The sequence below is a fragment of the Ornithinimicrobium panacihumi genome (assembly GCF_052073805.1).
GTDB classification, from domain to species: Bacteria; Actinomycetota; Actinomycetes; order Actinomycetales; family Dermatophilaceae; genus Ornithinicoccus; species Ornithinicoccus panacihumi.
The window spans coordinates 126312-150974 of the sequence record NZ_JBQGWG010000006.1 but is presented as its reverse complement, the minus strand read 5'-3'; the positions used below and the strand labels follow the sequence as shown (position 1 = coordinate 150974).

The 24663-nt window shown below is 72.4% G+C and carries 21 protein-coding genes; 6 read left to right on the top strand and 15 right to left on the bottom strand.

The window, feature by feature from the left end:
- Window positions 1–58: 58 nt before the first annotated feature.
- Window positions 59–1507 carry an APC family permease gene (locus tag ACTMMA_RS08210; protein WP_441189633.1) on the bottom strand — a complete coding sequence of 483 codons (1449 nt, stop codon included), beginning with the start codon at window positions 1505–1507 and terminating at the stop codon, window positions 59–61.
- A 105-nt stretch (window positions 1508–1612) separates the two neighbouring features.
- Window positions 1613–3718: a DNA gyrase/topoisomerase IV subunit B gene (locus ACTMMA_RS08205; RefSeq protein ID WP_441189632.1), complete on the bottom strand. Its 2106-nt coding sequence runs from the start codon at window positions 3716–3718 to the stop codon at window positions 1613–1615.
- A 267-nt stretch (window positions 3719–3985) separates the two neighbouring features.
- On the opposite strand from ACTMMA_RS08205, the gene ACTMMA_RS08200 reads away from it, so the two are divergent.
- Window positions 3986–4201: a DUF7455 domain-containing protein gene (locus tag ACTMMA_RS08200; RefSeq protein ID WP_441189631.1), complete on the top strand. Its 216-nt coding sequence runs from the start codon at window positions 3986–3988 to the stop codon at window positions 4199–4201.
- Between the two features lie 113 nt (window positions 4202–4314).
- Here ACTMMA_RS08200 and ACTMMA_RS08195 read toward each other — a convergent pair whose 3' ends face one another.
- From ACTMMA_RS08195 to ACTMMA_RS08170, 6 genes are all read right to left on the bottom strand, one after another.
- Window positions 4315–4803 carry a DUF456 domain-containing protein gene (locus ACTMMA_RS08195; protein WP_441189630.1) on the bottom strand — a complete coding sequence of 163 codons (489 nt, stop codon included), beginning with the start codon at window positions 4801–4803 and terminating at the stop codon, window positions 4315–4317.
- A 123-nt stretch (window positions 4804–4926) separates the two neighbouring features.
- Window positions 4927–5358 (bottom strand): SCO2097 family morphological protein, encoded by a 432-nt coding sequence (locus tag ACTMMA_RS08190; RefSeq protein ID WP_441189629.1) that lies wholly within the window; start codon window positions 5356–5358, stop codon window positions 4927–4929.
- Window positions 5359–5451: 93 nt separating this feature from the next.
- Window positions 5452–6738, bottom strand: coding sequence for a DNA polymerase IV (gene dinB / locus ACTMMA_RS08185; RefSeq protein WP_441189669.1), 1287 nt, complete (start codon window positions 6736–6738; stop codon window positions 5452–5454).
- Complete coding sequence (locus ACTMMA_RS08180) at window positions 6735–10721, bottom strand: DNA polymerase III subunit alpha (protein ID WP_441189628.1); 3987 nt, start codon at window positions 10719–10721, stop codon at window positions 6735–6737. The genes dinB and ACTMMA_RS08180 overlap by 4 nt, the downstream gene beginning before the upstream one ends.
- Before the next feature lie 11 nt (window positions 10722–10732).
- Window positions 10733–11176 carry an SAV_6107 family HEPN domain-containing protein gene (locus ACTMMA_RS08175; protein WP_441189627.1) on the bottom strand — a complete coding sequence of 148 codons (444 nt, stop codon included), beginning with the start codon at window positions 11174–11176 and terminating at the stop codon, window positions 10733–10735.
- Window positions 11177–11203: 27 nt separating this feature from the next.
- A complete protein-coding gene (locus tag ACTMMA_RS08170) occupies window positions 11204–11533 on the bottom strand; it encodes a DUF6504 family protein (RefSeq protein ID WP_441189626.1) in 330 nt (109 codons plus the stop codon).
- A 387-nt stretch (window positions 11534–11920) separates the two neighbouring features.
- Here ACTMMA_RS08170 and ACTMMA_RS08165 point away from each other — a divergent pair, with 387 nt between their 5' ends.
- Complete coding sequence (locus tag ACTMMA_RS08165; RefSeq protein ID WP_441189625.1) at window positions 11921–13012, top strand: polyprenyl synthetase family protein; 1092 nt, start codon at window positions 11921–11923, stop codon at window positions 13010–13012.
- Window positions 13013–13084: 72 nt separating this feature from the next.
- Here the strand turns inward: ACTMMA_RS08165 and ACTMMA_RS08160 are convergent, their stop codons facing one another.
- Window positions 13085–13441: an Rv2175c family DNA-binding protein gene (locus ACTMMA_RS08160; RefSeq protein WP_441189624.1), complete on the bottom strand. Its 357-nt coding sequence runs from the start codon at window positions 13439–13441 to the stop codon at window positions 13085–13087.
- 175 nt (window positions 13442–13616) lie between these two features.
- Between ACTMMA_RS08160 and ACTMMA_RS08155 the strand changes: the two genes are divergently transcribed.
- Both ACTMMA_RS08155 and pknB read left to right on the top strand, forming a co-directional pair.
- Entirely contained in the window at window positions 13617–15173 is a 1557-nt protein-coding gene (locus ACTMMA_RS08155) for a LysM peptidoglycan-binding domain-containing protein (RefSeq protein WP_441189623.1), read from the top strand.
- 69 nt (window positions 15174–15242) lie between these two features.
- Entirely contained in the window at window positions 15243–17279 is a 2037-nt protein-coding gene (gene pknB, locus ACTMMA_RS08150; RefSeq protein ID WP_441189622.1) for a Stk1 family PASTA domain-containing Ser/Thr kinase, read from the top strand.
- A 49-nt stretch (window positions 17280–17328) separates the two neighbouring features.
- Here the strand turns inward: pknB and ACTMMA_RS08145 are convergent, their stop codons facing one another.
- From ACTMMA_RS08145 to ACTMMA_RS08130, 4 genes are read right to left on the bottom strand one after another with little or no spacing between them, the layout of a single operon-like run.
- Window positions 17329–17922, bottom strand: coding sequence for a molybdopterin-dependent oxidoreductase (locus ACTMMA_RS08145; RefSeq protein WP_441189621.1), 594 nt, complete (start codon window positions 17920–17922; stop codon window positions 17329–17331).
- Complete coding sequence (locus ACTMMA_RS08140; protein WP_441189620.1) at window positions 17919–18971, bottom strand: threonine aldolase family protein; 1053 nt, start codon at window positions 18969–18971, stop codon at window positions 17919–17921. The genes ACTMMA_RS08145 and ACTMMA_RS08140 overlap by 4 nt, the downstream gene beginning before the upstream one ends.
- A 32-nt stretch (window positions 18972–19003) precedes the next feature.
- Window positions 19004–20368: a class II 3-deoxy-7-phosphoheptulonate synthase gene (locus ACTMMA_RS08135; RefSeq protein ID WP_441189619.1), complete on the bottom strand. Its 1365-nt coding sequence runs from the start codon at window positions 20366–20368 to the stop codon at window positions 19004–19006.
- A gap of 43 nt (window positions 20369–20411) precedes the next feature.
- Window positions 20412–21371: a 1-acyl-sn-glycerol-3-phosphate acyltransferase gene (locus tag ACTMMA_RS08130; protein ID WP_441189618.1), complete on the bottom strand. Its 960-nt coding sequence runs from the start codon at window positions 21369–21371 to the stop codon at window positions 20412–20414.
- Window positions 21372–21413: 42 nt separating this feature from the next.
- Here ACTMMA_RS08130 and ACTMMA_RS08125 point away from each other — a divergent pair, with 42 nt between their 5' ends.
- Both ACTMMA_RS08125 and ACTMMA_RS08120 read left to right on the top strand, forming a co-directional pair.
- Window positions 21414–22202 (top strand): alpha/beta hydrolase, encoded by a 789-nt coding sequence (locus ACTMMA_RS08125; RefSeq protein WP_441189617.1) that lies wholly within the window; start codon window positions 21414–21416, stop codon window positions 22200–22202.
- Window positions 22195–22614, top strand: a complete 420-nt coding sequence (locus ACTMMA_RS08120; RefSeq protein WP_441189616.1) for a hypothetical protein — start codon at window positions 22195–22197, stop codon at window positions 22612–22614. Before ACTMMA_RS08125 ends, ACTMMA_RS08120 begins: the two co-directional genes overlap by 8 nt.
- A 198-nt stretch (window positions 22615–22812) precedes the next feature.
- Here the strand turns inward: ACTMMA_RS08120 and ACTMMA_RS08115 are convergent, their stop codons facing one another.
- The gene (locus ACTMMA_RS08115) at window positions 22813–23523 is read right to left on the bottom strand and encodes an endonuclease/exonuclease/phosphatase family protein (protein ID WP_441189615.1); all 711 of its coding nucleotides are present in this window, start codon (window positions 23521–23523) and stop codon (window positions 22813–22815) included.
- A 14-nt stretch (window positions 23524–23537) separates the two neighbouring features.
- Window positions 23538–24557, bottom strand: a complete 1020-nt coding sequence (locus tag ACTMMA_RS08110; protein WP_441189614.1) for an ROK family protein — start codon at window positions 24555–24557, stop codon at window positions 23538–23540.
- Between the last annotated feature and the right edge of the window lie 106 nt (window positions 24558–24663).

Genomic DNA, 24663 nt, shown 5'->3' with positions numbered 1-24663 from the left:
CAAGTCTACCGGAGAACGGGCCGCTCCGATGACACGCGGATCGGCCCTGCCCGGTGGGTCAGCGGATCTCGTCGCTGTCCGCCAGGTCGTGCGGGTCCTTGATCCGGGTCGGCCGGGCGTAGAGCGCGCGGTTGAGGAACCAGGTCAGCGCCCACAGGACGACGCCGACGCCGAGGACCCAGGCCCCGATCTCGTACTGGACGCCGGCCCGCCCCGTCCACGGACCGACCATGTAGGCGCAGGCGAGCGCGCCGACGACGGGTAGCACGGTCGGTGCCCGGAAGTGCTCGTGCTCCACCGTGTCGCGGCGCAGCACCAGGCAGGCGATGTTGACCACGGTGAAGACGGCCAGCAGCAGCAGCGCCGTCGTCCCGCCCAGCTCGCTGACCCCGCCGAAGAAGAGGATCAGGAGGATGGCCAACGCGGTGGTGAAGATGATGGCCATCCACGGGGTGCGGCGTCCGGGGTGGACCAGCCCGAGGGGTTTGGGGAGGACGTTCTGGTGGGCCATGCCGTAGAGCAGCCGGGAGGCCATGAGCATGTTGATCAGTGCCGAGTTGGCCACCGCAAACATGGCGATGAAGGGATAGAAGGTGCCGATCGGCAGGTCGGGCGCGCCACGCTCGACGACCGTCAGCAGCGGCGTCTCGCCCTCGCCGAGCTCGCCGACCGGCACCAGGGCCACCGAGGTGATCGAGACGAGCACGTAGATGAGGCCGGTGATCAGCAGGCCGCTGAGCATCACCTTGGGGAAGGTCTTGGACGGGTCCTTGGTCTCCTCTGCCATGTTGACGGAGTCCTCGAAACCGACCATCGCGAAGAAGGCCAGGCTGGTCGCCGCCGTCACCGCGAGGAAGGCGTTCTTGCCCTCGGCCGTCTCGAACATCACGGCCCTGGAGAAGTCGACCTCGGCTCCGGAGAAGCCGAGCACCGCGTAGAGCCCCACGAAGATGATCAGGAGCAGGCCGCTGAGCTCGATGAGGGTCAGGACCACGTTGAGCTTCACGCTCTCGGCGACCCCGCGGAAGTTGATCAGGGCCAGCACGATGAGGAAGCCGACGGCGATGCCGACGACCTGGGGGCTGGAGGCGTCCCACTCCAGGTTGAGCCCCTTGCTCAGGTTGGAGGCGAAGGCCTTGGCCGCGGTGCTGGCCGAGGTGATCCCGGAGGCCATCACGGTGAAGGTCACCAGGAAGGTGAGGAAGTGCACGTCGAAGGCGCGGTGCACGAAGGCCGCGGCGCCGCCGGCCTGGGGGTACTTCGTGACCATCTCCAGGTAGGAGAAGGCGGTCACCAGCGCGATCGCGAAGGCGACCAGGAAGGGGATCCACACGGCTCCCCCGACCTCGGCTGCCACCTTGCCGGTGAGGGCGTAGATCCCGGTCCCCAGGATGTCGCCGACGATGAAGAGCAGCAGGAGCTTGGGCCCCAGGACGCGGTGCAGCTCGGGCTGCCCCCCGCCTTGTCCCCCGGTCTGGCCCTCGTGGCGGTCGGTCGTGGTCGACATGCGCACCTCCTCGTGCAGCGCACCTCTGCGCGGCGGTGACCCAGTGTGGACCCGATCGACCGTGCGCGGCAACCACTGCGCGGCAGGAGATGTGCCGCGATCGGCTCAGGCGTCGATGCGCTCACGCTCGAGGTTGTGCGCCGAGGCGACGATGAAGTCCTTGCGGGGCGCGACGCTGCTGCCCATGAGCAGGTCGAAGATCTCGTCGGCACGGCTCGCGTCGGCCAGGGTGATCCGGCGCAGGGTCCGGTGGCGCGGGTCCATCGTGGTCTCGGCCAGCTGGTCGGCGTCCATCTCGCCCAGGCCCTTGTAGCGCTGGATCGGCTGCTTGATGGTGCGGCCCTTGCGCTGCAGGCCGGCGACGGTGCGCCGCATCTCCTGCTCGGTGTAGGTGTAGACGAACTCCTTGCCCCCGCGCCCGCCTGCGACCTCGATGCGGTGCAGGGGCGGCATGGCCGCGTAGACGCGGCCGGCCTCCACCAGCGGGCGCATGTAGCGGAAGAACAGCGTGAGCAGCAGGGTCCGGATGTGGGCGCCGTCGACGTCGGCGTCGGTCATGATGATGACCTTGCCGTAGCGGGTCATGTCGAGGTCGAAGCTGCGCCCGGAGCCGGCGCCGATGACCTGGATGATGCTGGCGCACTCGGCGTTGGAGAGCATGTCCGAGATCGAGGCCTTCTGGACGTTGAGGATCTTGCCCCGGATGGGCAGCAGCGCCTGGTAGTCGCTGGAGCGGGCCAGCTTGGCGGTGCCCAGCGCGCTGTCCCCCTCGACGATGAACAGCTCGGAGCTTTCGGTGTCGTTGCTGCGGCAGTCGACCAGCTTGGGCGGCAGGGAGGAGGACTCCAGGGCGTTCTTGCGACGCTGGGTCTCCTTGTGCAGCCGCGCGGAGATGCGGGACTTCATCTCGGCGACGACCTTCTCCATCAGCTGGGTCGCCTGCGCCTTGTCGCCGCGGTGGGTCGAGGTCAGCCGTGCAGTCAGCCCCTGCTCCACGACCCGCGAGACGATCGCCCGCACCGCGGGGGTGCCCAGGACCTCCTTGGTCTGGCCCTCGAACTGGGGCTCGGCCAGACGCACCGTGACCACGGCGGTCAGGCCTGCGGTGATGTCGTCCTTGTCGACCTTGTCCGAGCCGACCTTGAACTTGCGCGCGTTGGCCTCGAGCTGCTTGCGGAAGACCTTCATCAGGGCCTGGTCGAAGCCGGCCACGTGGGTGCCGCCCTTGGGGGTGGTGATGATGTTGACGAAGCTGCGCAGGGTGGTGTCGTAGCCGGTCCCCCAGCGCAGGGCCACGTCGACCTCGCACTCGCGCTCCATCTCCTTGGAGACCATGTGGCCGCGGTCGTCGAGCACCGGGACGGTCTCGGTGAAGCTGCCCGAGCCCTGCAGGCGCCAGACGTCGGTCACCCCGGCGTCGGGGGCGAGGAACTCGACATACTCGGTGATCCCGCCGGTGTAGTGGAAGACCTCCTCGTGCGGACCGTCGGCCCCCGGGGTGTCCGGCAGACGACGCTCGTCGCGGATCACCATCGTCAGGCCGGGCACCAGGAAGGCGGTCTGGCGGGCGCGGGAGACCAGCTCGTCGTGGAGGAAGGCCGCCTTCTTGATGAAGATCTGCGGGTCGGCCCAGTAGCGGACCCGGGTGCCGGTGACGCCGCGCTTGGCCTTGCCGACGACCGCGAGCTCGCTGCTGCGCTCGAAGGGGCTGAAGGGTGCGTCGGGCGAGGGCTCCTTGCGCCCGTCCGCGAAGACGCCGGGCTCGCCGCGGCGGAAGCTCATGCCGTAGGTCTTGCCGGCGCGGTCCACCTCGACGTCGAGGCGGGAGCTGAGCGCGTTGACCACCGAGGCGCCGACGCCGTGCAGACCGCCGGAGGCGGCGTAGGAGCCACCACCGAACTTGCCGCCGGCGTGCAGCTTGGTGAAGACGACCTCGACGCCGGACAGGCCGGTCCGCGGCTCGGCGTCGACCGGGATGCCGCGGGCCTGGTCGCGCACCTCGACCGAGCCGTCCTGGTGCAGGATGACCTCGATCCGGTCCCCGTGGCCGCCGAGGGCCTCGTCGACGGAGTTGTCGATGATCTCCCACAGGCAGTGCATCAGGCCACGGGAGTCGGTCGACCCGATGTACATCCCCGGTCGCTTGCGCACCGCCTCCAGGCCCTCGAGGACCTGCAGATGGCGGGCGGAGTAATCGGTGCTGGTGGTCACGGCCTGCGGCTTCCGTCTCGTCGTCGTACCTGTGCCCTGCAGGCTAACCCGCAGCACCCACGGAGCCGGGAAGGCGCGGCGCAGGGGCTGGCGCGAGGGCATCTCAGGGCCGGGTATGAGGCATTCCCGACTACGCGGTGAGCGGAACCCGGGCGGCACACGGCACAAACACGTGGACTTCCGGCGTTGACGTGCTTGACTGTCCGAACCATGGCCCGGGCGAAGGTCACACCGGACCGCAGCCAGGAGTCACGAGAGGAGACCACCGTGAACGCCACTCTCACCCCCGAGCTGACCGCTGCCGACCGCTGCGACCGTTGCGGCGCGCAGGCCTACATCCGAGCCCGTCTCGCCGACGGCCTGGAGCTGCACTTCTGTGCCCACCACGGCCGCGCCCACCTGGAGAAGCTGCGCGACCTGGAGGACATCGACATCCTCGACGAGTCGCACCGCCTCGAGGCCCAGGAGACCCCCACGATCTGATCCGGTCCCGTCACCGGCTCGCACGCCCGTCCGCGCTCCGGCGCGGGCGGGCGTCGTCGTTCCCCGGGCCAGGCGCACTCAGGTGCGGTCGAGGGAGATGACGGTCCCGCCCCTCAGGTGCGGTCGAGGAAGATGATGGTCCCGGTCCAGGCGGCGATGATGGAGAACGCCGTCAGCAGCTCGATCACGATGTTGGTGCCCACCGCGCGCAGGGCGTGCTTGGTGGCCCGGAAGGCCTCGCGCCGGTCTCGGGTCCGGATGAGGGAGAGGATGAAGATCCCCAGGGGGAAGCCGAGGAAGAGGCCGACGACGGGGATGACGAAGCCCATCGCGATCGCGGTGACCACCCCGAAGATCAGGGTGCTGGTCCGCACGCCGGCCGCGCGCATCCGTTTGCCGGGGATGAGGAACTGCAGCAGCATCCCGGCCAGGTAGATGGCCACGGCGATGGCGAAGAACCCCCAGGCCAACGTGGACCTCTCGTCCAGCGCCCAGAGCAGCGCTCCCCCGACGATCACCAGCAGCCCGGGCAGGATCGGGATGACGATGCCCAGCACACCGACCGCCATCAGCAGGGCGACGACGATCTCCATCGGACTCATAGCGTCACAGTCTGCCGCACGCACATGAGTCTGCCCCGGTCATCGTCCGGGGCAGTCGCGGCTGGTGCCGTTCTAGCGCGCGCAGTGCTGATGGGTTGCCTCGCTGATGGGTGCGCAGCCCGTCTAGAACGGGCCCTCTTCCTTGCGGCGGTCCCACTGCTGCTCCATGCGCTGCATGAATCCGCCGGAGGGGCGGGGCTTGCGCGGCCCCTTGCCGGTGGGCCGTGCCCCCGTGGCCCGCGGGCGTGCGGTGCCACCGACGACGCCGAGCTTGCTCTGGGGCTTGCGGGAGGGCGTGGCTGCGTATGCGCCACCGAGGACCATGCCGAGGAATCCGATCGCACCGACCCAGATGTATTGGGTCATCACACCGACGAGGACCAGACCGAGGCCGGCCAGCGCGCCGAGGACACCGAGGGCGACGCGGCGGCGGTCCAGGCCCGCACCAGGACCGCTCTGCGTGCTTTTGAGCGTGCTCGCCAGGCGGGGGTCCTCGGCGTAGAGCGCCTGCTCCATCTGCTCAAGGACACGCTGCTCATGCTCGGAGAGCGGCATGGTGACCTCCACGGGGATCTGGCTGGACGCCTCGGCTGACCGACGGCGGCCATGGTGTCGGACATCTAGGATATGTCTCTAACGCGCGAAGCACTAGCCGGTGTTCCCCCACCTCTGCCCGGCACGACCTTCGGGGTGCTGCCCAGCACCTGCCCTGGCCTCACCGACGGTGATCAGACTCGCTGGTCGGACGGCCTGCTCGCCGAACCTGGCCGCCGCGCGGTCCATCGCCCGCTCGGCCTCCCGCCATCCTCGCTCCGGCTCGTCGAGCCGGCCCTGGACCAGGGTCTGCCGCGCCTCGGTGATGCCCTCGACCCGGACGCCGAGCAGCCGGATCCTGGCCCGCTGCAGCCCGAGCGCGTCGAAGAGCGCGCAGGCCGTGGCGTGCACGTCACGCGTGACGTCCGTGGGGACGGCGATGGTGCGGGAGCGGGTGATCGTGGTGAAGTCGGAGAAGCGGACGGTCAGCACGACGGTGCGGCCCAGCACCCCGCCGTGCCGCATCCGGCTGGCCGTGCGCTCGGCCAGCCGGAGCAGCCTGCGCCGGATCTCCTCCGGGTCGTCGATGTCGTGGGCGAAGGTCTCCGAGGAGCCGACGCTGCGCTCCAGCGCGGGCGGGGCCACCGGGTCGAAGCTGGCGTCCTGCCCCCAGGCCAGGGCGTGCAGCCTGGCCGCCGTGGCGTCCCCGAGGGCACGGCGCAGCGTGGCCTCGGGGACGTGGGCCAGCTGGGCCATGGTCCGCAGCCCGAGCTGGTGCAGCTGCTCCTCGGTGGCCTCCCCCACCCCCCACAGCGCGCCCACCGGCATGGGGTGCAGGAACGGGACGACCTCGGGGCCGGTCACCATCCGCATCCCGTCCGGCTTGGCCACCTTGGAGGCCATCTTGGCCACGGCCTTGCTGGGGGCGCCGCCGACCGAGCAGGTGATCCGTTGCTCGTCGGCGATGGTGTCGCGGATCCACCGGGCGATCGACCCGGGCGTGCCCCACTGCCGACCGGCCGCGGAGATGTCGAGGAAGGCCTCCTCCAGCGACACCGGCTGGACCCGCGGCGTCACCTCGGCGAAGACGGCCATCACCGCCTCGGAGACGCGGGCGTAACGGTCGTGGTCGGGCCGGACCACGACCGCCGATGGGCACAACCGGCGGGCGGTGGCCATCGGCATCCCGGACCGCACCCCGAAGGTCCTGGCCTCGTAGCTGGCGCAGAGCACGACGCTGCGCCAGCCTCCGCCGATCACGACCGGGAGCCCGCGCAGCTCGGGATGGTCGAGCAGGGAGACCGAGGCGTAGAAGGCGTCCATGTCCACGTGCAGGACGCTGATCTCGCCCGGGGCCTCCCACCCACGACCGGGAGGTGCGGTGGCCTGCCTCACGCTCACCATCCCGAGCTCCCGGGGCTGGAGTGCCACAGCTTGCTGCCGGGCTGGTGCACCGTGCGGGTGTCTGCTCCGGCGGCCCGGACGTCGGCGTAGGGCGACTGCCGGAAACCTGAGGCGTGCACCAGGACGCGACGGCCCTGCTGCTCCCCGCTCTCCTGCGCCCGGCGCCGTTGCGCGGCCTCCGTCTCCTCCAGCAGCGCCCGGGCCTGCTCCTCGGTGGCGGCCATGGCCGCGCGCACCTCGTCGGGCCCACCCTGGTCCCACGCCTGGAACAGCGCGCCCAGCTCCCAGGCCCCGGTCGCCCTGATCGAGATCCCTCGTGGGCCGGTGCGCCGCACCACCCCCCGCACCAGCAGCAGCCAGGAGTGGAAGACCGTGGCCGCGAACGGGCCCTGGACGTCTTCGAAGAAGGTCGCGTCGGCAGGCCCGGTCCCGTCGTCCAGGGTGAGGAAGACCACCCGTCGCCCCGAGCGCACCGGAGGCGTCTGGGTCGCCACCTTGGCGCCGGCGACCAGGACCTCACCGCCGTTGCGGCAGCCGAGCAGGTCGCGGGAACGGGTCACCCCCAGCTCGGCGAGCATCGGCCCGAAGCCGGCGACGATGTGCTGGCTGACGTCCATCCCGAGCACCTCCAGCTCGGCCTGGAGCTGCTCCTGCGCGGTCATCTCCGGCAGGCCGCTGCCCTGGACCGCCCGCCCGGCGGGCTCGTCCCCCAGCTTCATCGTCAGCTGGGTCGCGACCGGCTCCTGGGCGTGCCAGGTGCGCCGACCGGCGGCCTGGGCACGGGTCCTGACCGCGACCTCCTGCTCCGTCGGACCGTGCTCCTGCTGCTGCGACCCGGACACCAGCTGAGGCACGGCACGCCGCCGCCCGGGCCTGCTCCGGCCGCTCCCGGTCGAGACGTGCCGGGTCCACCGGTCCAGCTCGCGGACGTGGAGCAGCAGGTCGCGGCGGGTCAGCCCGCCCCTCCCGGCGTGGTGCCGTCCGACCCGGTGCAGCGCGTCGAAACCACCGGCCAGCACCAACCGCTCCGCCGTCGGGCGGCTGGGCCGGGCCCGCTGCCACAGGTCGCCGAGAGAGGCGTAGGGCTGCCCGGCCACGATCCGGGCCACCTCGTCGTCGCTGATCCCCTTGACGTCGGCCAGCGACAGCCTGATGCCGTAGCCACCGGCGCGTTCCTCCACCGCCGCCATGACCTCGTCGACCCGGTCGACGGCGGCCAGCCCGGGCCGAGGCCCGCCCGGCACAGGCGTGGGTCCGCCGTCGAGAGCTGCGGCATACCCGACCCGTTCGACCCGGTAGACCTCGCCGGAGGCGTTGACGTCCAGGCCGAGGACGTGGACGCCCATGGTGCGGGCCTCGTCGAGGATGAGCCGCTTGGGATACATGCCCGGGTCGTGGGTGAGGACGCCGGCCAGGAAGGCCGCGGTGTGGTGGGTCTTGAGCCAGGCCGACTGGACGGTGGGCAGGGCGAAGGCCGCCGCGTGCGCCTTGCAGAAGCCGAAGGAGGCGAAGGCGGCCAGGACCTCCCAGATCCGGTCGACGTCGGCCTCCGCATAGCCCTGCCCTGCCGCTGCGGCGCGCCACCACACCTCCACCTCCTGCTGACCCTGGGGCGTGCCCATCGCCCGGCGCACCTCGTCGGCCTGGGCGAGGCTCACCCCGGTGGTCTCGGCGACGATCTGCAGGACCTGCTCGTGGAAGACCACCACGCCGCAGGTCTGGCGCAGGTAGGGCACGAGGCTGGGGTGGAGATACTCCGGCTGCCCCCAGCCCTGCCGGGCGTGCAGGAACGGGCGGACCATGTCGGACTTGACCGGCCCGGGGCGGAACAGCGAGATGTCGATGACGATGTCCTCGAAGGTCTCGGGGGCGAACTTGCCCACCAGCTCCCGCTGGCCCGGCGACTCGATCTGGAAGCAGCCCAGCGTGCGCGTCGACTGGATCAGGGCATAGGTGTCCGGGTCGTCGAGCGGGACGTCGGCCCGGTCGTCGAGGTCGAGACGCACGCCGTCCACCCGCTCGATCTCGTCGACCGCGTGGGCCATCGCCGACTGCATCCGGATCCCGAGGACGTCCAGCTTCAGCAGCCCCAGATCCTCGACGTCGTCCTTGTCGAACTGGCTCATCGGGAAGCCCAACCAGCTCGCCTCCACGGGCGTGCGGTCCAGCAGCGTGGTGCTGGACAGGATCACCCCGCAGGGGTGGACGGCGATGTGCCGGGGCAGCCCGTCGACGGCCTCGACCAGCTCGAGCAGCTGCTCCATCCGGGGTCCGTCCAGACCTTGCTGCCGCAGCTCGGGCAGGTCACGGATCGCGGCCCGGGCGTCACGGGCCCGGATGTGCGGGAAGGCCTTGGCGATGACGTCGATCTCCCCCGGCGGCATGCCCAGCGTGGCGGCGACGTCGCGGATGGCGTGCCGCACGCGATAGGTCTCGGCCATCGACACGCAGGTCACCCGGTCGGACCCGAAGCGCTCGAGGATGCGTTCGTACATCTCGGTCCGGCGGGCCGACTCCACGTCGATGTCGATGTCGGGCAGCTGGGCCCGCAGCGGCGAGCAGAAGCGCTCCATGAGCAGGCCGTGCTCCATCGGGTCGACGCCGCTGATGCCGAGCAGGTGGGTGACCAGGCTGCCCGCGGCCGATCCCCGTGCAGCCACCCGCACCCCGTTGTCCCGGATGAGGTCGCAGACCTGGGCGACGGTGAGGAAGTAGGTCGGATAGCCCAGCCCCGCGATCACCCCCAGCTCCTCGGCCAGCCGTGCATGGATCTTCTCCAGGTATGCGGCGCTCGCGCCGGGATAGCGGGTGGCCACCGCCTGGGTGCAGCGCTCGGTGAGCACGCGGTGGGCCTGCCCTGTGCCCTCGACGCCGAGGATCTGCGGCTCGGGCAGGTGGACCGCCCCGATGCCCAGGTCTGACCGCGGGTCCTGGTGGCACTCGCCGGCCAGCCGGAGCGTCTCGCGCAGGAGGTCGTCGGCGTGGGCGTCGGAGCCGCCGGCCTGCGCGAGCCGGGACGCGGTCGCGTGCATGGTGGCGGTGCCGGCGAGGTGCCCCGCAGTGCTGACCCGGTCCAGGTGGCGTTCGTCCAGGACGACCATCCGGCGGGCGGCGTCCAGGACGTCGACGACCTTGGCCTGCTCCGGGAGCGCGTGCCGGACCGCGGCCGTCAGCACCGCCGGGACGCCGGCCTCACGGGCCAGCGCCCACAGCCGGGAGGCATGGGTCAGGCTGGCCGGGCTGCCCTCCGGCCCCCCGTGGCAGACGACCTCGACCCGCAGCGCGTCGCCGGGCAGGAGCGCGCGCCAACCGGCCAGCAACGACCGCGCCAGCTCGCGCCGGCCGGCCAGCGCGGCCCGCCCCACGTCGGAGTCGGGCCCCAGGAGGACGACGACCGGGGCGAGGCCCTCCACCGGTGCCGCGGCCCGGGCCAGCAGGTCGGGCCGCGTGCGTGGCACGCCCCGCTGCCCCGCCAGGTGGGTCTGGGTGACCAACCGGCACAGCCGGGCCCACCCGACGCCGGGGTCCAGGCCCGCTCCCTGCCCACGCGCCAGGACGACCACGCGGGGCTGCTGGTCGTCCACCAGCGCGCCACCCTTGACCGGCTGGGCCCGACGCACGGCCGCCGGCTCGGAGGTCCCCAGCGCGGCCGCACCCGTGATCGCCACCATCCCGCTGCCGGCACCGTGCTGTGTCCCGGCAGCGACTCCACCAGCGCCCCCACCAGCGGCACGGAGCACGTCGCCCGCCCCGAGGGCGAGGTCGACACCCAGGACGGGCGCGATCCCCTCCTCCCGGCAGGACCGGACGAAACGCACCGCCCCGTAGAGGCCGTCGCGGTCGGTCAGCGCCAGCGCCGACTGGCCCAGCTCGGCAGCCCGGCGGACCAGCTGGTCGGGGTGGCTGGCGCCGTAGCGCATCGAGGCGCTCGAGGCGACGTGCAGATGGACGAAGTCGTCGGTGGTGGACGGGGCGGGCATCAGGAGCGACCTCAGCCTCTGGCGACGGGAGTCAGCTCGGCCGGCAGCGGGACGGCGCAGGGCAGGTGCAGCGCCTCGCGGACCAGCTCGAGGAAGAGCTCGCCGGAGCGGACCAGGTCGTCGGCGTCCCTGGCCGAGACGCAGTCGGCGCCGCGCTCCAGCGCCAGCCGGCGACGTCCGGAGTCGGCGAACAGCACCGCCCACTCCCCCAGCTCGGGCGCCACGGCGGGCAGCATCTCCCACACGCTGCGCGGGCGGGTCCGTCGGCTGGGGACGCTCCGTGCGGCCAGCAGGGCGGCGCCGGCCCGCAGCGCGGCCAGGTGGGCCCGGGTGTAGCGCTCGGAGGCGGTGCTGCTGTGGCAGGCCAGCAGCAGCCCTTCCCTGGCCCGCTCCAGCAGGTCCAGGACGGTGCCGACCTGCGCGCCGATGGGTGGTGTCCTGGTGATGGTGGTCATCTCGTCTCCTCCTTCCGACCCAGGCGGTCAGTCGTTGACCCGCTCGAGCAGCCACTGGTCGTCGTGGACGAGGTCGTAGACGCCGCTGCCCGACGAACGGCCGGCGCTGGCCTCCACCCGCCAGACCTCGCGCTCGAGGATCTCCGGTCGTCCGGGCCGGCGCCACCACGGAGTCCTCAGGGTCCACTGGGCCAGCACGCCCCGCACGACGTGGACGCGCCCGCGCCACAGGAAGACCGTGGGCACCTCCTCGACGACCGGCTGTGCGCTGCGCTGCCAACCCGGCTCCAGCCGGACCCGGTGCTCCTGCGGATCCCCGAGCCTGACCTCGACCTCGTCCTGGTAACGCCTGCTCATCCCCGGGTCCTCTCCGACGTCGTGAACCACCGTCCGCAGCGGGCTCCTCGCAGAGTCTGCAGGGCCTCACCGGGCAGGTGATCGAACTTCTGTTCGACTAGGACAACTGTACGATCAGCCACCGACAGACCTCAACCCCTGAGGCCACCCCTGTGGAAAACCCCAGGTCGGACCCCCAGGACCAGACAGGATGGAGGCGGTCCGGGCCACGGAGGGGATGGCCCGGACCGGGCGCGGTCCGCAGGTCGCGACCGGGGACCGGTCGCACCCCGGCCGCGGGATAGGCTCGGGCGAGGCGGTGCCGCATACCCTGAAGCGAAGACCCGCCGAACACGACGACCAGGGCGCACCCGTCCCGTGCGCCGCCACCCCGACCAGGAGAAGCCTGTGCCGCACGCCCACCCCTTGGACGGCGTCCAGCTCCGCGAGCGTGTGCAGCGCGCGCTCGACGAGCACCTGACCCGGCAGCGGGAGATCCTGCGCGAGCTGGGTGAGCCGATGGTCCCGCTGGTGGACTCGGTCGCCGACCTGCTCAACGGCGGCAAGCGCCTGCGCGCCGCCTTCTTCTACTGGGGCTGGCGCGCGATCGGGGGCGCCGACGACGAGTCCGCGGTGCGCGCCGCGAGCGCGATGGAGGTCTTCCAGGCCGCCGCGCTGATCCACGACGACGTCATGGACAACAGCGACCTGCGTCGCGGCCGCCCCACGGCCCACCGCTCGTTCGCGACCCGGCACGCGCAGGCGCGCTGGAAGGGCGACCCCGAGCGCTTCGGTCACGCGGCCGCGATCCTGGCCGGGGACCTGTGCCTGAACTGGACCGACGAGGTCTTCGCCACCAGCGGCCTGCCGCCCGAGGCGCTGGACCGGGCGCGGCCGGAGTTCGACCGGATGCGCACCCAGCTGATGGGCGGGCAGTTCCTGGACATCCTCGAGGGCGCCCAGGGCTGGGACGACCTGCCCTACGCGGAGCGGCTGGAGCGCAGCAGGCAGGTCATCCGCTACAAGAGCGCGCAGTACTCCGTCGGCCAGCCCCTGCTCATCGGGGCGATGGCGGCGGGGGCGACGCCCGAGCAGCTGGCACCGCTGAAGGACTACGGCCTGTCGCTGGGCGAGGCCTTCCAGCTGCGTGACGACGTGCTGGGCGTATACGGCAACCCCGAGGACACCGGCAAGCCCGCCGGCGACGACCTGCGCGAGGGCAAGCACACCGCCCTGATCGCGCACGCGCTGGAGCTCGCCTCCCCCGAGGGTGCCGAGCTGATCGCCGCCAGCCTGGGCGATCCCGACCTGGACGACCACGCCATCGAGGCCTGCCGCCAGATCCTGGTCGACTCCGGCGCGCTCGACCGCACCGAGGAGATGATCGAGGCCGGGGCCGCCGCTGCCCTCGAGGCCTTGGCGGCGACCCCCGACCTGACCGAGGAGGGCCGGGCGGCCCTGGTCGAGCTCGTGGCGATCTGCACCGACCGCCACCTCTGAGGATCGTGGCCTGAGGAGTCCCGAGGACGGGGCCCGCGGAAGGGCCCTGGGACAGGCAGCCCAGGTAGGCCTCTAGAAGGCAGCCTCCTGGGCGCGCCTGCGCACCTCGGTCTTGCTGCCCGTGCGCAGCGCCTCGATCGCGCTGCCGCCGGCGAGCGAGTCGTCGGCGGCGTGCAGCCAGTCGATGATCTCGGCGTCGTTCCAGCCGCTGTCGGAGAGCACGGTGATCGTGCCCTTCAACGGACCGAGGGGTCGCCCCTCGACCAGGAAGGTCGCGGGGACCATGAGCGCGTTGTTGGGGCCGCGTCGCTGACCCACGAGCTCGCGCTCCTGGAGCCACCTCTTGACCTCGGTGACCTTGGCGCCGGAGAGCTCGACGATCTCGGGGACGGTGAGCCAGTCGGAAATTACATCGGTGTCACTTACCACATCTACCAGTCAATCACAGTTTGCGACACGCCGAAACACTGGCGCATCTCTTTTCCAGGCTGTAACGTCCCTCCTGCCACAAAGGCTGACCGGCTCCCCTGAGGTCACATCAGCCTCGTGCACACCGGCCTTGTCCCCCCGCCCGGCCGGCCCTGGAACCGAAGGAAATGCCCCAGTGAGCCCCCTCTTCGCCGCTCTCCCTCCTGCCGACCTGCCCACCGTGGCCTACGTCCCCTCGGCCCTGCACTCCGTCGAGCTGCTGGCCGCGTCCAAGGCAGGAACGCACACCGTCCGGGCCGGCGACACGGTCTACGACATCGCGGCCCAGCACCGTGTCCCGGTCCGGGAGATCGTCCGGGTCAACGGTCTCAAGGACAACGGTCGGTGGATCATGCCGGGCGACACCCTGGTGATCCCGGGCAAGGGCGCCGACACCAAGGCCGCCAAGAGCACGAGCGGGAAGGGCGCGGCGGCGTCGTCCACCAAGAAGTCCTCCGGCACGAAGTCCTCCACGACGGGCGGCGGGACGGTCACGGTGCGTGCGGGCGACACCCTCAGCGGCCTGGCGCTGCGCCACGGCACCTCCATCTCGGCCATCGCCTCGGCCAACGGCATCCGCTCCGGCTCCTTCATCTACCCCGGGCAGAAGCTGACCATCCCCGGCGCCAAGAGCGAGTCGGGCAAGGGCACCTCCGCCGGCCAGAGCTCCTACGCCGGCAAGAAGGCCTCGGGCACGAGCTCGTCCACGCAGAAGGGCGGCACCATCACCGTCCGCGCCGGCGACACCCTCAGCGACCTCGCGGTCCGTCACGGCACCACCATCTCGGCCATCGCCTCGGCCAACGGCATCCGCTCCGGCTCCTTCATCTACCCCGGGCAGAAGCTGACCATCCCCGGCGCCAAGGGCGAGTCGGGCAAGGGCACCTCCGCCAAGGCAGGCTCGTCCCGCAAGGCCAGCTCCTCCACGCAGGTCTCCAAGGGCGGCGCCATCACCGTCCGCGCCGGCGACACCCTCAGCGACCTCGCGCTGCGCCACCGCACCACCGTCTCGGCGATCCGCTCCGCCAACGGCCTGAGCGCCGGCGCCTTCATCTACCCCGGCCAGAAGCTGACCATCCCCGGGTCCTCGTCCGGGTCGACCAAGGCCGAGGCCAGGGAGGACAACCGCGCGTCCCGCGGCTCCGGCTCCACCACCCGCCGCGACCAGCCCTGGGACGCGAGCAACATCGGCTCCCACAAGGCCGGGGAGTACGTCCAGGACACCTTCCTGCACTACCGCTACAGCAACGCCACCGCCCGGGCCGCCGCCGCCAACAGGGACTACCTGGCCACCGTCGGCGTGCCCTCCCGCGAGGAGATGAAGCAGCTCATCGTCGCCGCCAGCAAGCGGCACGGCGTGGACAGCAGGCTGATGCTGGCCCTGTCCTTCCAGGAGTCGGGCTGGAACCACGCCTCGGTCTCCCCCGCCAACGCCATCGGCGCGATGCAGGTGATCCCCTCCTCGGGCCGCTGGGCCAGCAACCTGGCCGGCCGCAGCCTCAACCTGCTCGACCCGGCCGACAACGCCGAGGCCGGCGTGGTCATCATGAAGTCGCTGCTGGCCCAGGCCGACAACCGCGACCAGGCGATCGGTGCCTACTACCAGGGCCTGGCGGGGGTCCGCAACCACGGCATGTTCCCCGACACCCGCCGCTACGTGGCCAACATCAAGCACCACATGAAGAACGTCTGACCCTCCGACCTCGCAGCGCGAGCGCGGCGCCTCCCACGGTTGGGGCGCCGCGCTTCGTATTGTGGTCGGGTGATCGGCTCGGACCATGCCCTGATCGGCCGCGTTGTCGACGGCCGCTACCGGGTCGACGCCGAAATCGCCACCGGCGGCATGGCCACGGTCTTCCGCGCCCGCGACCTGAGGCTGGACCGCCCGGTCGCGCTCAAGGTCATGCGGCCCGACCTGGCCCGCGACGACGCCTTCGTGCGCCGCTTCGTCCACGAGGCCCGGGCCGCGGCGCGCCTCCAGCACCAGCACATCGTCAGCGTCTACGACCAGGGCGAGGACGACGGCGCGGTCTACCTGGCGATGGAGCTGGTCGAGGGCCGCACCCTGCGTGACGTCATCACCGACGAGGCGCCCATGTCGACGCGCCAGGCGCTCTCCCTCCTCCTGCCCGTCGCCGAGGCCCTCGCGGCCGCCCACGCCGGCGGCATGATCCACCGGGACGTCAAGCCCGAGAACGTCCTGCTCGGCCGGGGCCGGTCCACCAACGTCAAGGTGGCCGACTTCGGCCTGGCGCGCATCGAGGGCGTGCCCAACGTGACCACCGAGATGTTGTGGGCCACCGTCGCCTACCTGGCCCCCGAGCAGGTGGAGCACGAGACCTCCGACGCGCGGACCGACGTGTATGCCGTGGGCCTGCTCCTCTTCGAGCTCCTCACCGGCACCAAGGCCTTTCCCGGCCAGGACCCGGTGCGCGTCGCCTACGAGCACGTCCACGGTGGCGTGCCCCACGTGCGCGACCTCGTCGAGACCGTGCCGCAGGCCGTGGAGGACCTGATCCTGCGGACCAGCTCGGTCGACCCCGACGACCGCCCGCAGGACGGCTCGGCCCTGCTCACCGAGCTGCGCGCCCTCCTGCGCGACCTCTCCGACGACGAGCTCGACGCGGCCCCCGCCTCGGAGGACACCGTCCCGGTCCGCACCGTCGACGGCGACCTGACGCAGGTCGTGCGCGCCCAGCGCCCCACCACCGCGACCAGACAGATCCCGGTGAGGCGGGCCGCATACCCCGGCGGCGGTGAGCGGCACGCCCCTGACGGTGGACCACCCGCCGGGCAGCCCGCCGGCCCACCACCCTCCGGCGACGGGCGCTTCGCGCGCACGACCGGCAACCGCGCGCCCCGGACCCCACGCCCGAAGGCCCCTCGCCCGGAGCCGACCCCCCGGCGTCGCGGCGGCGCGGGATGGCTCCTGGGCGCACTCCTCGTGCTGCTGCTGGCCGGCGCCGGCTTCGGCTACTGGTATCTCACCGAGGGGCCGGCCGTGCACTCCACCATGCCCACCGTCGTCGACCTGACGGAGCAGGACGCCCGCGCCCTCCTCGACGCCGAGGAGCTGGACCCCGTGGTGGTCTACGCCTACTCCGAGGACGTCGCCGACGGGGTGGTCATCGCCGCCGACCACGGGCCCGGATCGGTGCTCCGGCACGGCACCGACGTCACGCTGCAGGTCTCCCAGGGCCCGGAGCGCTATGGCATTCCTCGCCTGGACGGGCTCGACGCGGCCGGTGCCGAGCAGGCGCTCACGGACACCCATCTCGTCCTGGGCGAGCAGACCCGCGCCCACCACGAGTCCGTCCCCAGGGACCAGGTCATCAGCAGCGAGCCGCCCGCGGGCACCTCCGTCAAGCCCGGCACCGCGGTGGCCGTGGTGATCAGCGACGGCCCCGCGCCGGTCGAGATCGTCGACGTCACCGGTCGCGGCGAGCAGGAGGCGCGCGACATCCTCAGCGGCGCGGGCCTGACCGTCGAGGTCGCTCCCGACCGGGTCTTCAGCGACGAGATCCCCGAGGGTGCGGTCGTCAGCCAGGAGCCCGGCCCGGGGCAGGTCGAGCGCGGCACGACCGTGCGCCTGGTGATCTCCAAGGGCCAGGAGCTGGTCGAGGTCCCCTCGGTGGTGAGCCGCCAGTTCGGCACCGCCGAGGCCGAGCTGACCGAGCTGGGGCTGGTCGTGGTCCGTGAGGACATCCGCGGCGGCTTCTTCGGCACGGTGCGGGAGCAGTCGATCGAGCCGGGCACGGAGGTGCCCAAGGGCACCGAGATCGTCCTCGGGGTCGTCTAGAGCCGCGGCTCCGCGCCCGGTCGGCCGTCCAGCCCGTCCGTCGGCCGCCTCAGGCCTGGTGCGCCCAGCGCTCCTCGAGGGCGACCCGCCCGCGCGGGTGATAGCCGTGCGACTCCCAGTAGCCCGGCACCGCGACATGGTGATAGGTCAGCTCGGCCACCCACTTGGGCCCCTTGAAGCCGTAGAGGTGGGGCAGGACCACCCGCGCCGGCCAGCCGTGCTCGGGCGTCAGCGGCTCCCCGTCGACGTGCGTGGCCAGCAGCGCGTCAGGGTGCACCAGGTCCTCGACCAGCACCGCCGAGGAGAAGCCCCGCGCCGCGGCCAGCAGGACGTGCGCGGCACCGGGCTCCGGCGGGGCCAGCGCCACGATCTCGGCCATCGGCACCCCGCCCCAGCGCAGGCCGGGGATGCTGCGCCGGTCCACGCAGTGCAGCCCCGCCTCGACCTCCACGCGCGGCAGGTCGGACAGCATCGCGTGGTCGAGCACCGTCACCCCTCCCCCGTCCGTGCACCCGCCGACCCGCAGGGTCCAGCGGTCGGCGGAGATGAGCGGCACCTTGCCGTAGTGCGAGGCCTGCCAGGTGGGCGCCCTCCTCTGCCCCGGCGGGAGGGCCGGGGAGTCGTGGCGCGCAGCCTCGGTCACGGCCGGGGGCTGCGGCCCGGGTCCGAGAGCAGCATGCCGAGCACGGCGCGGGCGTGGTCGGTCATGGCGTCGTCGACGTCCAGGTGCCAGACGAAGCGTGCGTGGCGGGCGTCGGTGGGATAGCCCAGCACGCCCTCGCTGCCGGCCGCCTCGATGAACTCCCCCGCCGCCCAGCCGGCCGCGCCGACGTCCAGGACGAGGATGTTGGTCTGGACGTGCTGCGGGTCGACGACCTCCGGCGCGACCTGCGCGAGGTGCTGCGCCGTCGCCTGCGCGCGGGCATGGTCCTGCGCCAGCCGCTCGACGTGGTGCTCCAGCGCGTGGAGGCCGGCCGCCGCGAGGATGCCGACCTGCCGCATACCTCCCCCGAGCCGTTTGCGGAGCACGCGCGCCTCGCCGATCCGGTCGGCGTCCGCCGCCAGGACCGAGCCGACAGGGGCGCCGAGCCCCTTGGACAGGCACACCGAGACCGTGTCGGCGCAGCGCCCGTAGTCCGCCAGCGGCACACCCGTGGCGACGTGGGCGTTCCACAGCCGGGCGCCGTCGAGGTGCACCCCGACGCCGACCTCGCGGGTCGCGGCGCGCAAGCGCTGCATCTCCTCCAGCGGCTGCACGGTGCCGCCGCCGAAGTTGTGGGTGTTCTCGACCACGACCGCGGCCGTGCTGACCTGGTAGGCGCCGCCGTCGGGCACCATCATCGCCAGGGCGGTGTCGACCTCGAGCAGCCCGCGGGTGGCCACCCAGCTGCGGGTGGTGATCCCGCTGCAGGCGGCCGCAGCCCCCAGCTCGGCGCGCAGCACGTGGGCGAGATGGTCGGTGATGATCTCCTGGCCGGGCCCGGCGTGCAGCCGCAGCCCGACCTGGTTGGCCATCGAGCCCGTCGGCATGAACAACGCCGTCTCGTGCCCCAGCAGCTGGGCCACCCGCGCCTCGAGCTCGGCGACCGTCGGGTCCTCACCGTAGACGTCGTCACCGACAGGGGCTGCGGTCATCGCCTCCCGCATCTGCGCGGTCGGCCGGGTGAGCGTGTCCGACCGGAGGTCGGCCACGGTCCCTGGGGGGTATGGGGCTTCCGTCACCGTCAGCGCACGCCCCGGTCGAGCATCTCGGCGACGAGGAAGGCCAGCTCCAGGCTCTGCTGGTGGTTCAGCCGCGGGTCGCACAGCGTCTCGTAGCGCAGGCCCAGGTCGTCCAGGTCGACGGCGGTGGTGCCGCCGACGCACTCGGTCACGTCGTTGCCGGTGAGCTCGACGTGGATGCCGCCGGGGTGGGTGCCGGCCTCCTCGTGGGCGGTGAAGAAGCCGCGCACCTCGTCCACGACCGCGTCGAAGCTGCGGGTCTTGTGGCCGCTGGGCGAGGTGAAGGTGTTGCCGTGCATCGGGTCGCAGACCCAGCTGACGTGGTGCGCCTCGTCGCCCATGGAGGTGAGCAGGGCGGGCAGCACGTCGCGCACGGTCTCGGCGCCCATCCGCGTGATGAAGGTCAGCCGCCCGGGTTCGCGCTCGGGGTCGATCTTGTCCATCAGGCGCAAGATCGTGTCGCGGTCGGCGGTCGGGCCGAGCTTGACGCCGACCGGGTTGCGGACACGGGAGACGAAGTCGATGTGCGCGCCGTCCAGCTGTCGGGTGCGCTCGCCGACCCAGACGAAGTGGCTGGAGGTGTCGTAGAGCGCGCCCGTGCGGTGGTCGCGGCGGACCATGGGGCGCTCGTAGTCCAGGACCAGCGCCTCGTGCGCGGAGAAGAACTCGACCCGGCGCATCTCCTCGGCGTCCGCGACGCCGGAGGCCTCGAGGAAGCGCACGGCCCGGTCGATCTCGTTGGCCATCTGCTCGTAGCGCTTCTGCGCCTCGCCCTGGATGAAGCCCTTGTTCCAGGCGTGGACGCTGCGCAGGTCGGCGAAACCGCCGGAGGTGAAGCCGCGCACGAGGTTGAGGGTGGCCGACGAGGCGTGGTAGCTGCGCAGCAGCCGGTCCGGGTCGTGGCGGCGCGCCTCGGGGGTGAACTCGAAGCCGTTGACCATGTCCCCGCGGTAGGCCGGCAGGGTCACCCCGTCACGGGTCTCGGTGTCCTTGGACCGCGGCTTGGCGAACTGCCCGGCCATCCGGCCCACCTTGACCACCGGCACGCCCGCGCCGTAGGTCAGCACGACCGCCATCTGCAGGATCGTCTTGATGCGGTCACGGATGTTGGGGCCGGTGACGTCGGCGAGGGTCTCGGCGCAGTCGCCGCCCTGCAGGGCGAAGGCCTCGCCGCGGCTGACGGCGGCCATCCGCTCGCGCAGGAGGTCGCACTCGCCGGCGAAGACGAGGGGCGGATAGGAGGAGAGCACGGAGAGTACCTGGGCGAGCTCGGCAGGGTCGAGCCAGGTGGGCTGCTGGGCCGCCGGGAGGTCGGGCCAGTCGGTGAAGGACCCGGGGGCCCCGGGCAGGGTGGTGTCGGTGCTCACCCGGCCATCGTAGGAGACTCCGAGGGGTGCTCCTGACGCGGCGTCAGTCTGCGGTGCCCCCGGCGGGTCGCTCCGGCTCCTGGTCAGGCTGCGCGTCGGGCCGGGCACCCGGCTCGGGGGCGGGGTCCTCGTCGCGGCCCAGGCGCGCGGCGATGTTCTCCCGCGCGCGGTCGGTCGCGTCGACGATCCCGGCGCGGGCGCGGTCGGTGGCCTCGGAGATGCCCTCGCGCGCCTGGTCGAGGCCCTGCCGGGCCTGCTGGATGCCGGCCCGGGCCCGGGCGGCCAGGCGCTCCTTGACGGTCGCGGCGTACTCGTCGACGTACTCCTGGCCGGACAGCCGCTGCAGCTCGCGCATGACGTCGTCGGTGATCATCCGCAGCACGCGGCGGTCGTTCTCCTGACCGGCGTACTCCGGGTAGTGCATCGGCGCACCGATCTTGACGCCCACGCGCACGATGTTGGGGATGGTCTGCCCGGTCGGCTGCGCCTTGTCGGTGTCGATCATCGCGCACGGGATGATCGGGACGTTGGCCTCCAGGGCTAGCCGGGCCACGCCGGTCTTGCCGCGGTAGAGGCGGCCGTCGGGCGAGCGGGTGCCCTCGGGGTAGATGCCGAACAGCCCACCGCTCCTGAGCACCTCCAGCCCCTTGGCGAGCGCGTCCTGGGAGGCGCTGCCGCCGGAGCGGTCGATCGGGATCTGGCCCGTCGCCAGGAAGAACTGCTTGGTCAGCCAGCCCTTGACCCCGGGCTTGGTGAAGTACTCCTTCTTCGCCGGGAAGGTGATCCGGCGCTTGACCGCCAGCGGCAGGAAGACGGAGTCGGAGAAGCTGAGGTGGTTGCTGGCCAGGATGGCCCCGCCCTCCTCCGGGATGTGGTGCAGCCCCTCGGCCCAGGGACGGAAGACGAGGTTGACCGGCGGGCCCACGACGAAGTGCTTCAGGAACCAGTAGGTGGCCGCCTGGCGTCCGTCTTCGCGCGGGGTGGGTGCTGGGGACTGCGTCATCGGCCCGAACTCTACCCCCGTCGGGCGTGCGAGGATGGCAACGTGGCCATCCTTCCCGGCGCCGAGCCGTTCACCAGTCCCGGCACCGGCGACCGCGCCCGCACCGGCGTGCTCGTCGTGCACGGCCTCACCTCCACCCCGCAGACCGTCCGCCCGGTCTTCACGCACCTCGCCGACCTCGGGTATGCGGTGAGCGCTCCCCTTCTCCCGGGTCACGGCACCACGGTGGCCGACATGGGGCGCACCCGCTACGCCGACTGGTTCGGTGCCGTCGAGGCCGCCGCGGCGGACCTGCGCGGGCAGGTCGACCGGATGGTGGCCGTCGGGCTGTCCCTGGGTGGCGCGCTGGTCACCGAGCTGGCCGCCACCCGTCCCGGGCAGGTGGACGGGCTGGTGCTCATCAACCCGGCCTTCACCGCCACCGACCCTCGGCTGCGGGCGCTGCCGCTGATCAAGCACGTGCTGCCGACGCTGGCCGGGCTGGGCAACGACATCCGGCTGCAGGGTGGCGAGCAGGAGATCTGCTACGACCGGCTGCCGCTGAAGGCCTTCCACTCGTTCGTCTCGCGCTGGCCGCACCTGCAGGAGCTGGCCGGGCAGGTCCGGGTGCCGGTGCTGCTGCTGCGCTCGGCCCACGACAAGGTGGTGCCGGCGCTGTCCTCCGAGGTCTTCCTCGACCGGGTGGGCAGCAGCGACGTCCGCGAGGTCGTCCTCGAGCGGTCGGCGCACGTGGCCACGCTCGACCACGACGCGGCGGAGGTGCAGCGGCTCACCGCCGAGTTCGTGGCCCGCATCGCCGGCACGGACCATCACGGGCAGGCCGATGACTGATCCCGGACGCGAGCCCCACGACCCGCACGATCCCGACGACGTCGACCGTCGGTTTCGCGAGATCGTCGCCGGCCTCCAGCCGGAGCAGCGCCCCACACCCCATCTCGGGCCAGGCACGCCCGCAGGGATGGCCACCGACCACCGCTCCTACGAGCCGCCGGAGGACCCGGACGACGACCATTTCGTCCCGCCTCCCACGCCCCCGCTGCCGGCCGGCGACCTGCACTACTGGGCGATCGTGGTCGGTCTGGTGGCCGGCCCCCTGCTCGTGGTCCTGTCGGCGGTGATCCCGCTGCTCAACATCGCCTGGGCCGCGGTAGGCACGGCCATGACTGTCGCTGGGTTCGTGCTGCTCGTGCTCCGTCAGCCGCGGGACCGGCGTGGCGACGACGACTGGGGCGCACGGGTCTGACCGACCACCAGGGGGCCCGTGTTCATCGACCGCGAGGGTGCCCGTGTCCCCCTACGGGTTTGCTCGCTGGCAGCGAGCAAACCCGTAGGGCCGTCGAGGTCGTGAGGTCATGAGGCCCTTGGGGCTGGAGGGACTCCGCGGCAGCTCCGAGGGTGCGCCGGCGACGATCCAGGTCACCTGGGCGCCCGCAGCCACCGCTCAGTAGTGCAGGTCGACCCAGACCGGGAGGTGGTCGGTGGCCGCGACGAGGTCCAGCCCCTCCAGGATCGACGGGTCGCCGAGGGTGACCTGCTGGTGGCCACGACCGAAGATGGCATCGATGCGCACCCGCGGGGCCTTGGACGGGAAGGTGAAGCGGTCCTCACTCACCTCGACCAGCTGCTCCGCGAGCGCGCCCCAGGCGGTGCCGTCACTACCCTCGTTGAGGTCGCCACCGATGATCAAGGGCTCGTCGTCGACCACCAACGGGTCGTCGGCCAGCTGGGCCAGCACCTGCGTGATGTGCCGGACCCGCTGGTCACCCAGCAGGGACAGGTGCACCGAGACCACGGTCGCCCGCAGCCCGTCGGCCCGTCGGATCCTGGACACGGTGTAGTTGCGCGGGGTCTCCCGCAGACCCACCTTGAGGCGACGGTCGACATTGTCCTTGGCGTCCACCCGGATGCTGGTCAGCAAGGTGGTCTGCCCGAGCAGGGCCTGACGTCCCGACCACAGGAGCCCGCACTCGCGGGCGAAGGCGGTCATCGCGTAGCTCGACCCGGGCCACCGGGGCGCCTCCTGCACCAGCAGGACGTCAGGGTCGACGGCGCGGACGACGGCGGCGACGGTGTCCTTGTCGTCCTTGAGACCGCGGAGGTTGTAGCTCATGACGCGCAGCGGGGTGCGCTGACCGGTGGTGCTGGAGGGCATGCCCCCATCTTCTCTCACGGGCCCGCGTGCCTGGACGGGGTCTCGTGCAGGGCCAGCAAGGCCGCCCCGATCATCCCCGCCCGCGCCCCGAGACGGGCCACCCTCACCGGGGGCACCGGCCGGTGGCCGCGACCCGGCAGCTGGCCGGCCAGGGCCTCTGCCGCCGGGGCCAGGAGCAGGTCGCCCGCCTCGCTCAGCCCTCCCCCGACCACGATCGCTCCCGGGTCGAGGGCTGCGGTCAGGTCCGCCAGTCCCGTCCCGAGCCAGTCCCCCAGCTCGGCGAGCAGGGCGATGGAGGCCGGATCCCCGGCCCTGGCGGCCTGCGTCACCTGCTCGCCCTCCAGCGCGTCCGCGTCGCCGCGGCAGGCCTGCGTCAGCGCCTCCGCCTCCGGGCCGCCGAGCCTGACCAGGTCCGCCCCTGCGCGGCGGAGCACGGAGCCGGAGACGTACTGCTCCCAGCAGCCCTCGTTGCCACACTCGCAGGGCCGGCCGCCCGGGACGACCCGCATGTGACCGTACTCCCCCGCCAGCCCGCCGCTGCCCCGGTAGAGCCACCCGTCGATGAGGTGCGCCCCACCGATCCCGGTGCCGAGATTGACCACCAGCAGGTTGTGCTCCCCCTGCCCGGCACCGATCGAGTGCTCCGCCCAGGCCGCCGCATTGACGTCGTTGTCGACCAGCACCGGTCCTGCCAGACGTGCCTCGAGCCGCTCCTGCAGCGGCTCGTCGCGCCAGGAGAAGTGTGGGGCGAACACGACCCTGCCCGAGGCGGCATCGACGAAGCCTGCCGCCGCGACGCCGACGGCGACCGTGCCGCCGGGGGCGGCAACACCGCATACCTGATCGTCGTCCGCCGGCACCAGGATCGCGGTGACGGCCTCGACCACGGCATCCTCGACCAGCCTCGGTGCGGTGCCGCGCGGCGGGGTCGGGGACACGGTGTGCCGCAGCACCTCGCCGCGCTCGGTCACCAGTCCCACCTTGAGCCGGGTGCCGCCGATGTCGACGCCGACGGCCAGCCGCTCAGGTTCCATCCCCCGAGTATGACGGGGCTCCCGCGACGGGCGGGGGCAGGACCCGGGAGCGAGGCCCGGCGCCCGCGGCAGGGCGCGCGGGTATCGTGGGAGCGACCTGTGAACT

Excerpts from the sequence above, each read along its gene's own strand:
- ACTMMA_RS08175 (WP_441189627.1), bottom strand. The coding sequence starts at position 11,176 with ATGACCACCATCACCAGGACACCACCCATCGGCGCGCAGGTCGGCACC.
- ACTMMA_RS08110 (WP_441189614.1), bottom strand. The coding sequence starts at position 24,557 with ATGGAACCTGAGCGGCTGGCCGTCGGCGTCGACATCGGCGGCACCCGG.
- ACTMMA_RS08195 (WP_441189630.1), bottom strand. The coding sequence starts at position 4,803 with ATGAGTCCGATGGAGATCGTCGTCGCCCTGCTGATGGCGGTCGGTGTG.
- ACTMMA_RS08115 (WP_441189615.1), bottom strand. The coding sequence starts at position 23,523 with ATGCCCTCCAGCACCACCGGTCAGCGCACCCCGCTGCGCGTCATGAGC.
- ACTMMA_RS08190 (WP_441189629.1), bottom strand. The coding sequence starts at position 5,358 with ATGCCGCTCTCCGAGCATGAGCAGCGTGTCCTTGAGCAGATGGAGCAG.
- ACTMMA_RS08130 (WP_441189618.1), bottom strand. The coding sequence starts at position 21,371 with ATGACGCAGTCCCCAGCACCCACCCCGCGCGAAGACGGACGCCAGGCG.
- ACTMMA_RS08120 (WP_441189616.1), top strand. The coding sequence starts at position 22,195 with ATGACTGATCCCGGACGCGAGCCCCACGACCCGCACGATCCCGACGAC.
- ACTMMA_RS08180 (WP_441189628.1), bottom strand. The coding sequence starts at position 10,721 with ATGCCCGCCCCGTCCACCACCGACGACTTCGTCCATCTGCACGTCGCC.
- ACTMMA_RS08210 (WP_441189633.1), bottom strand. The coding sequence starts at position 1,507 with ATGTCGACCACGACCGACCGCCACGAGGGCCAGACCGGGGGACAAGGC.
- ACTMMA_RS08170 (WP_441189626.1), bottom strand. The coding sequence starts at position 11,533 with ATGAGCAGGCGTTACCAGGACGAGGTCGAGGTCAGGCTCGGGGATCCG.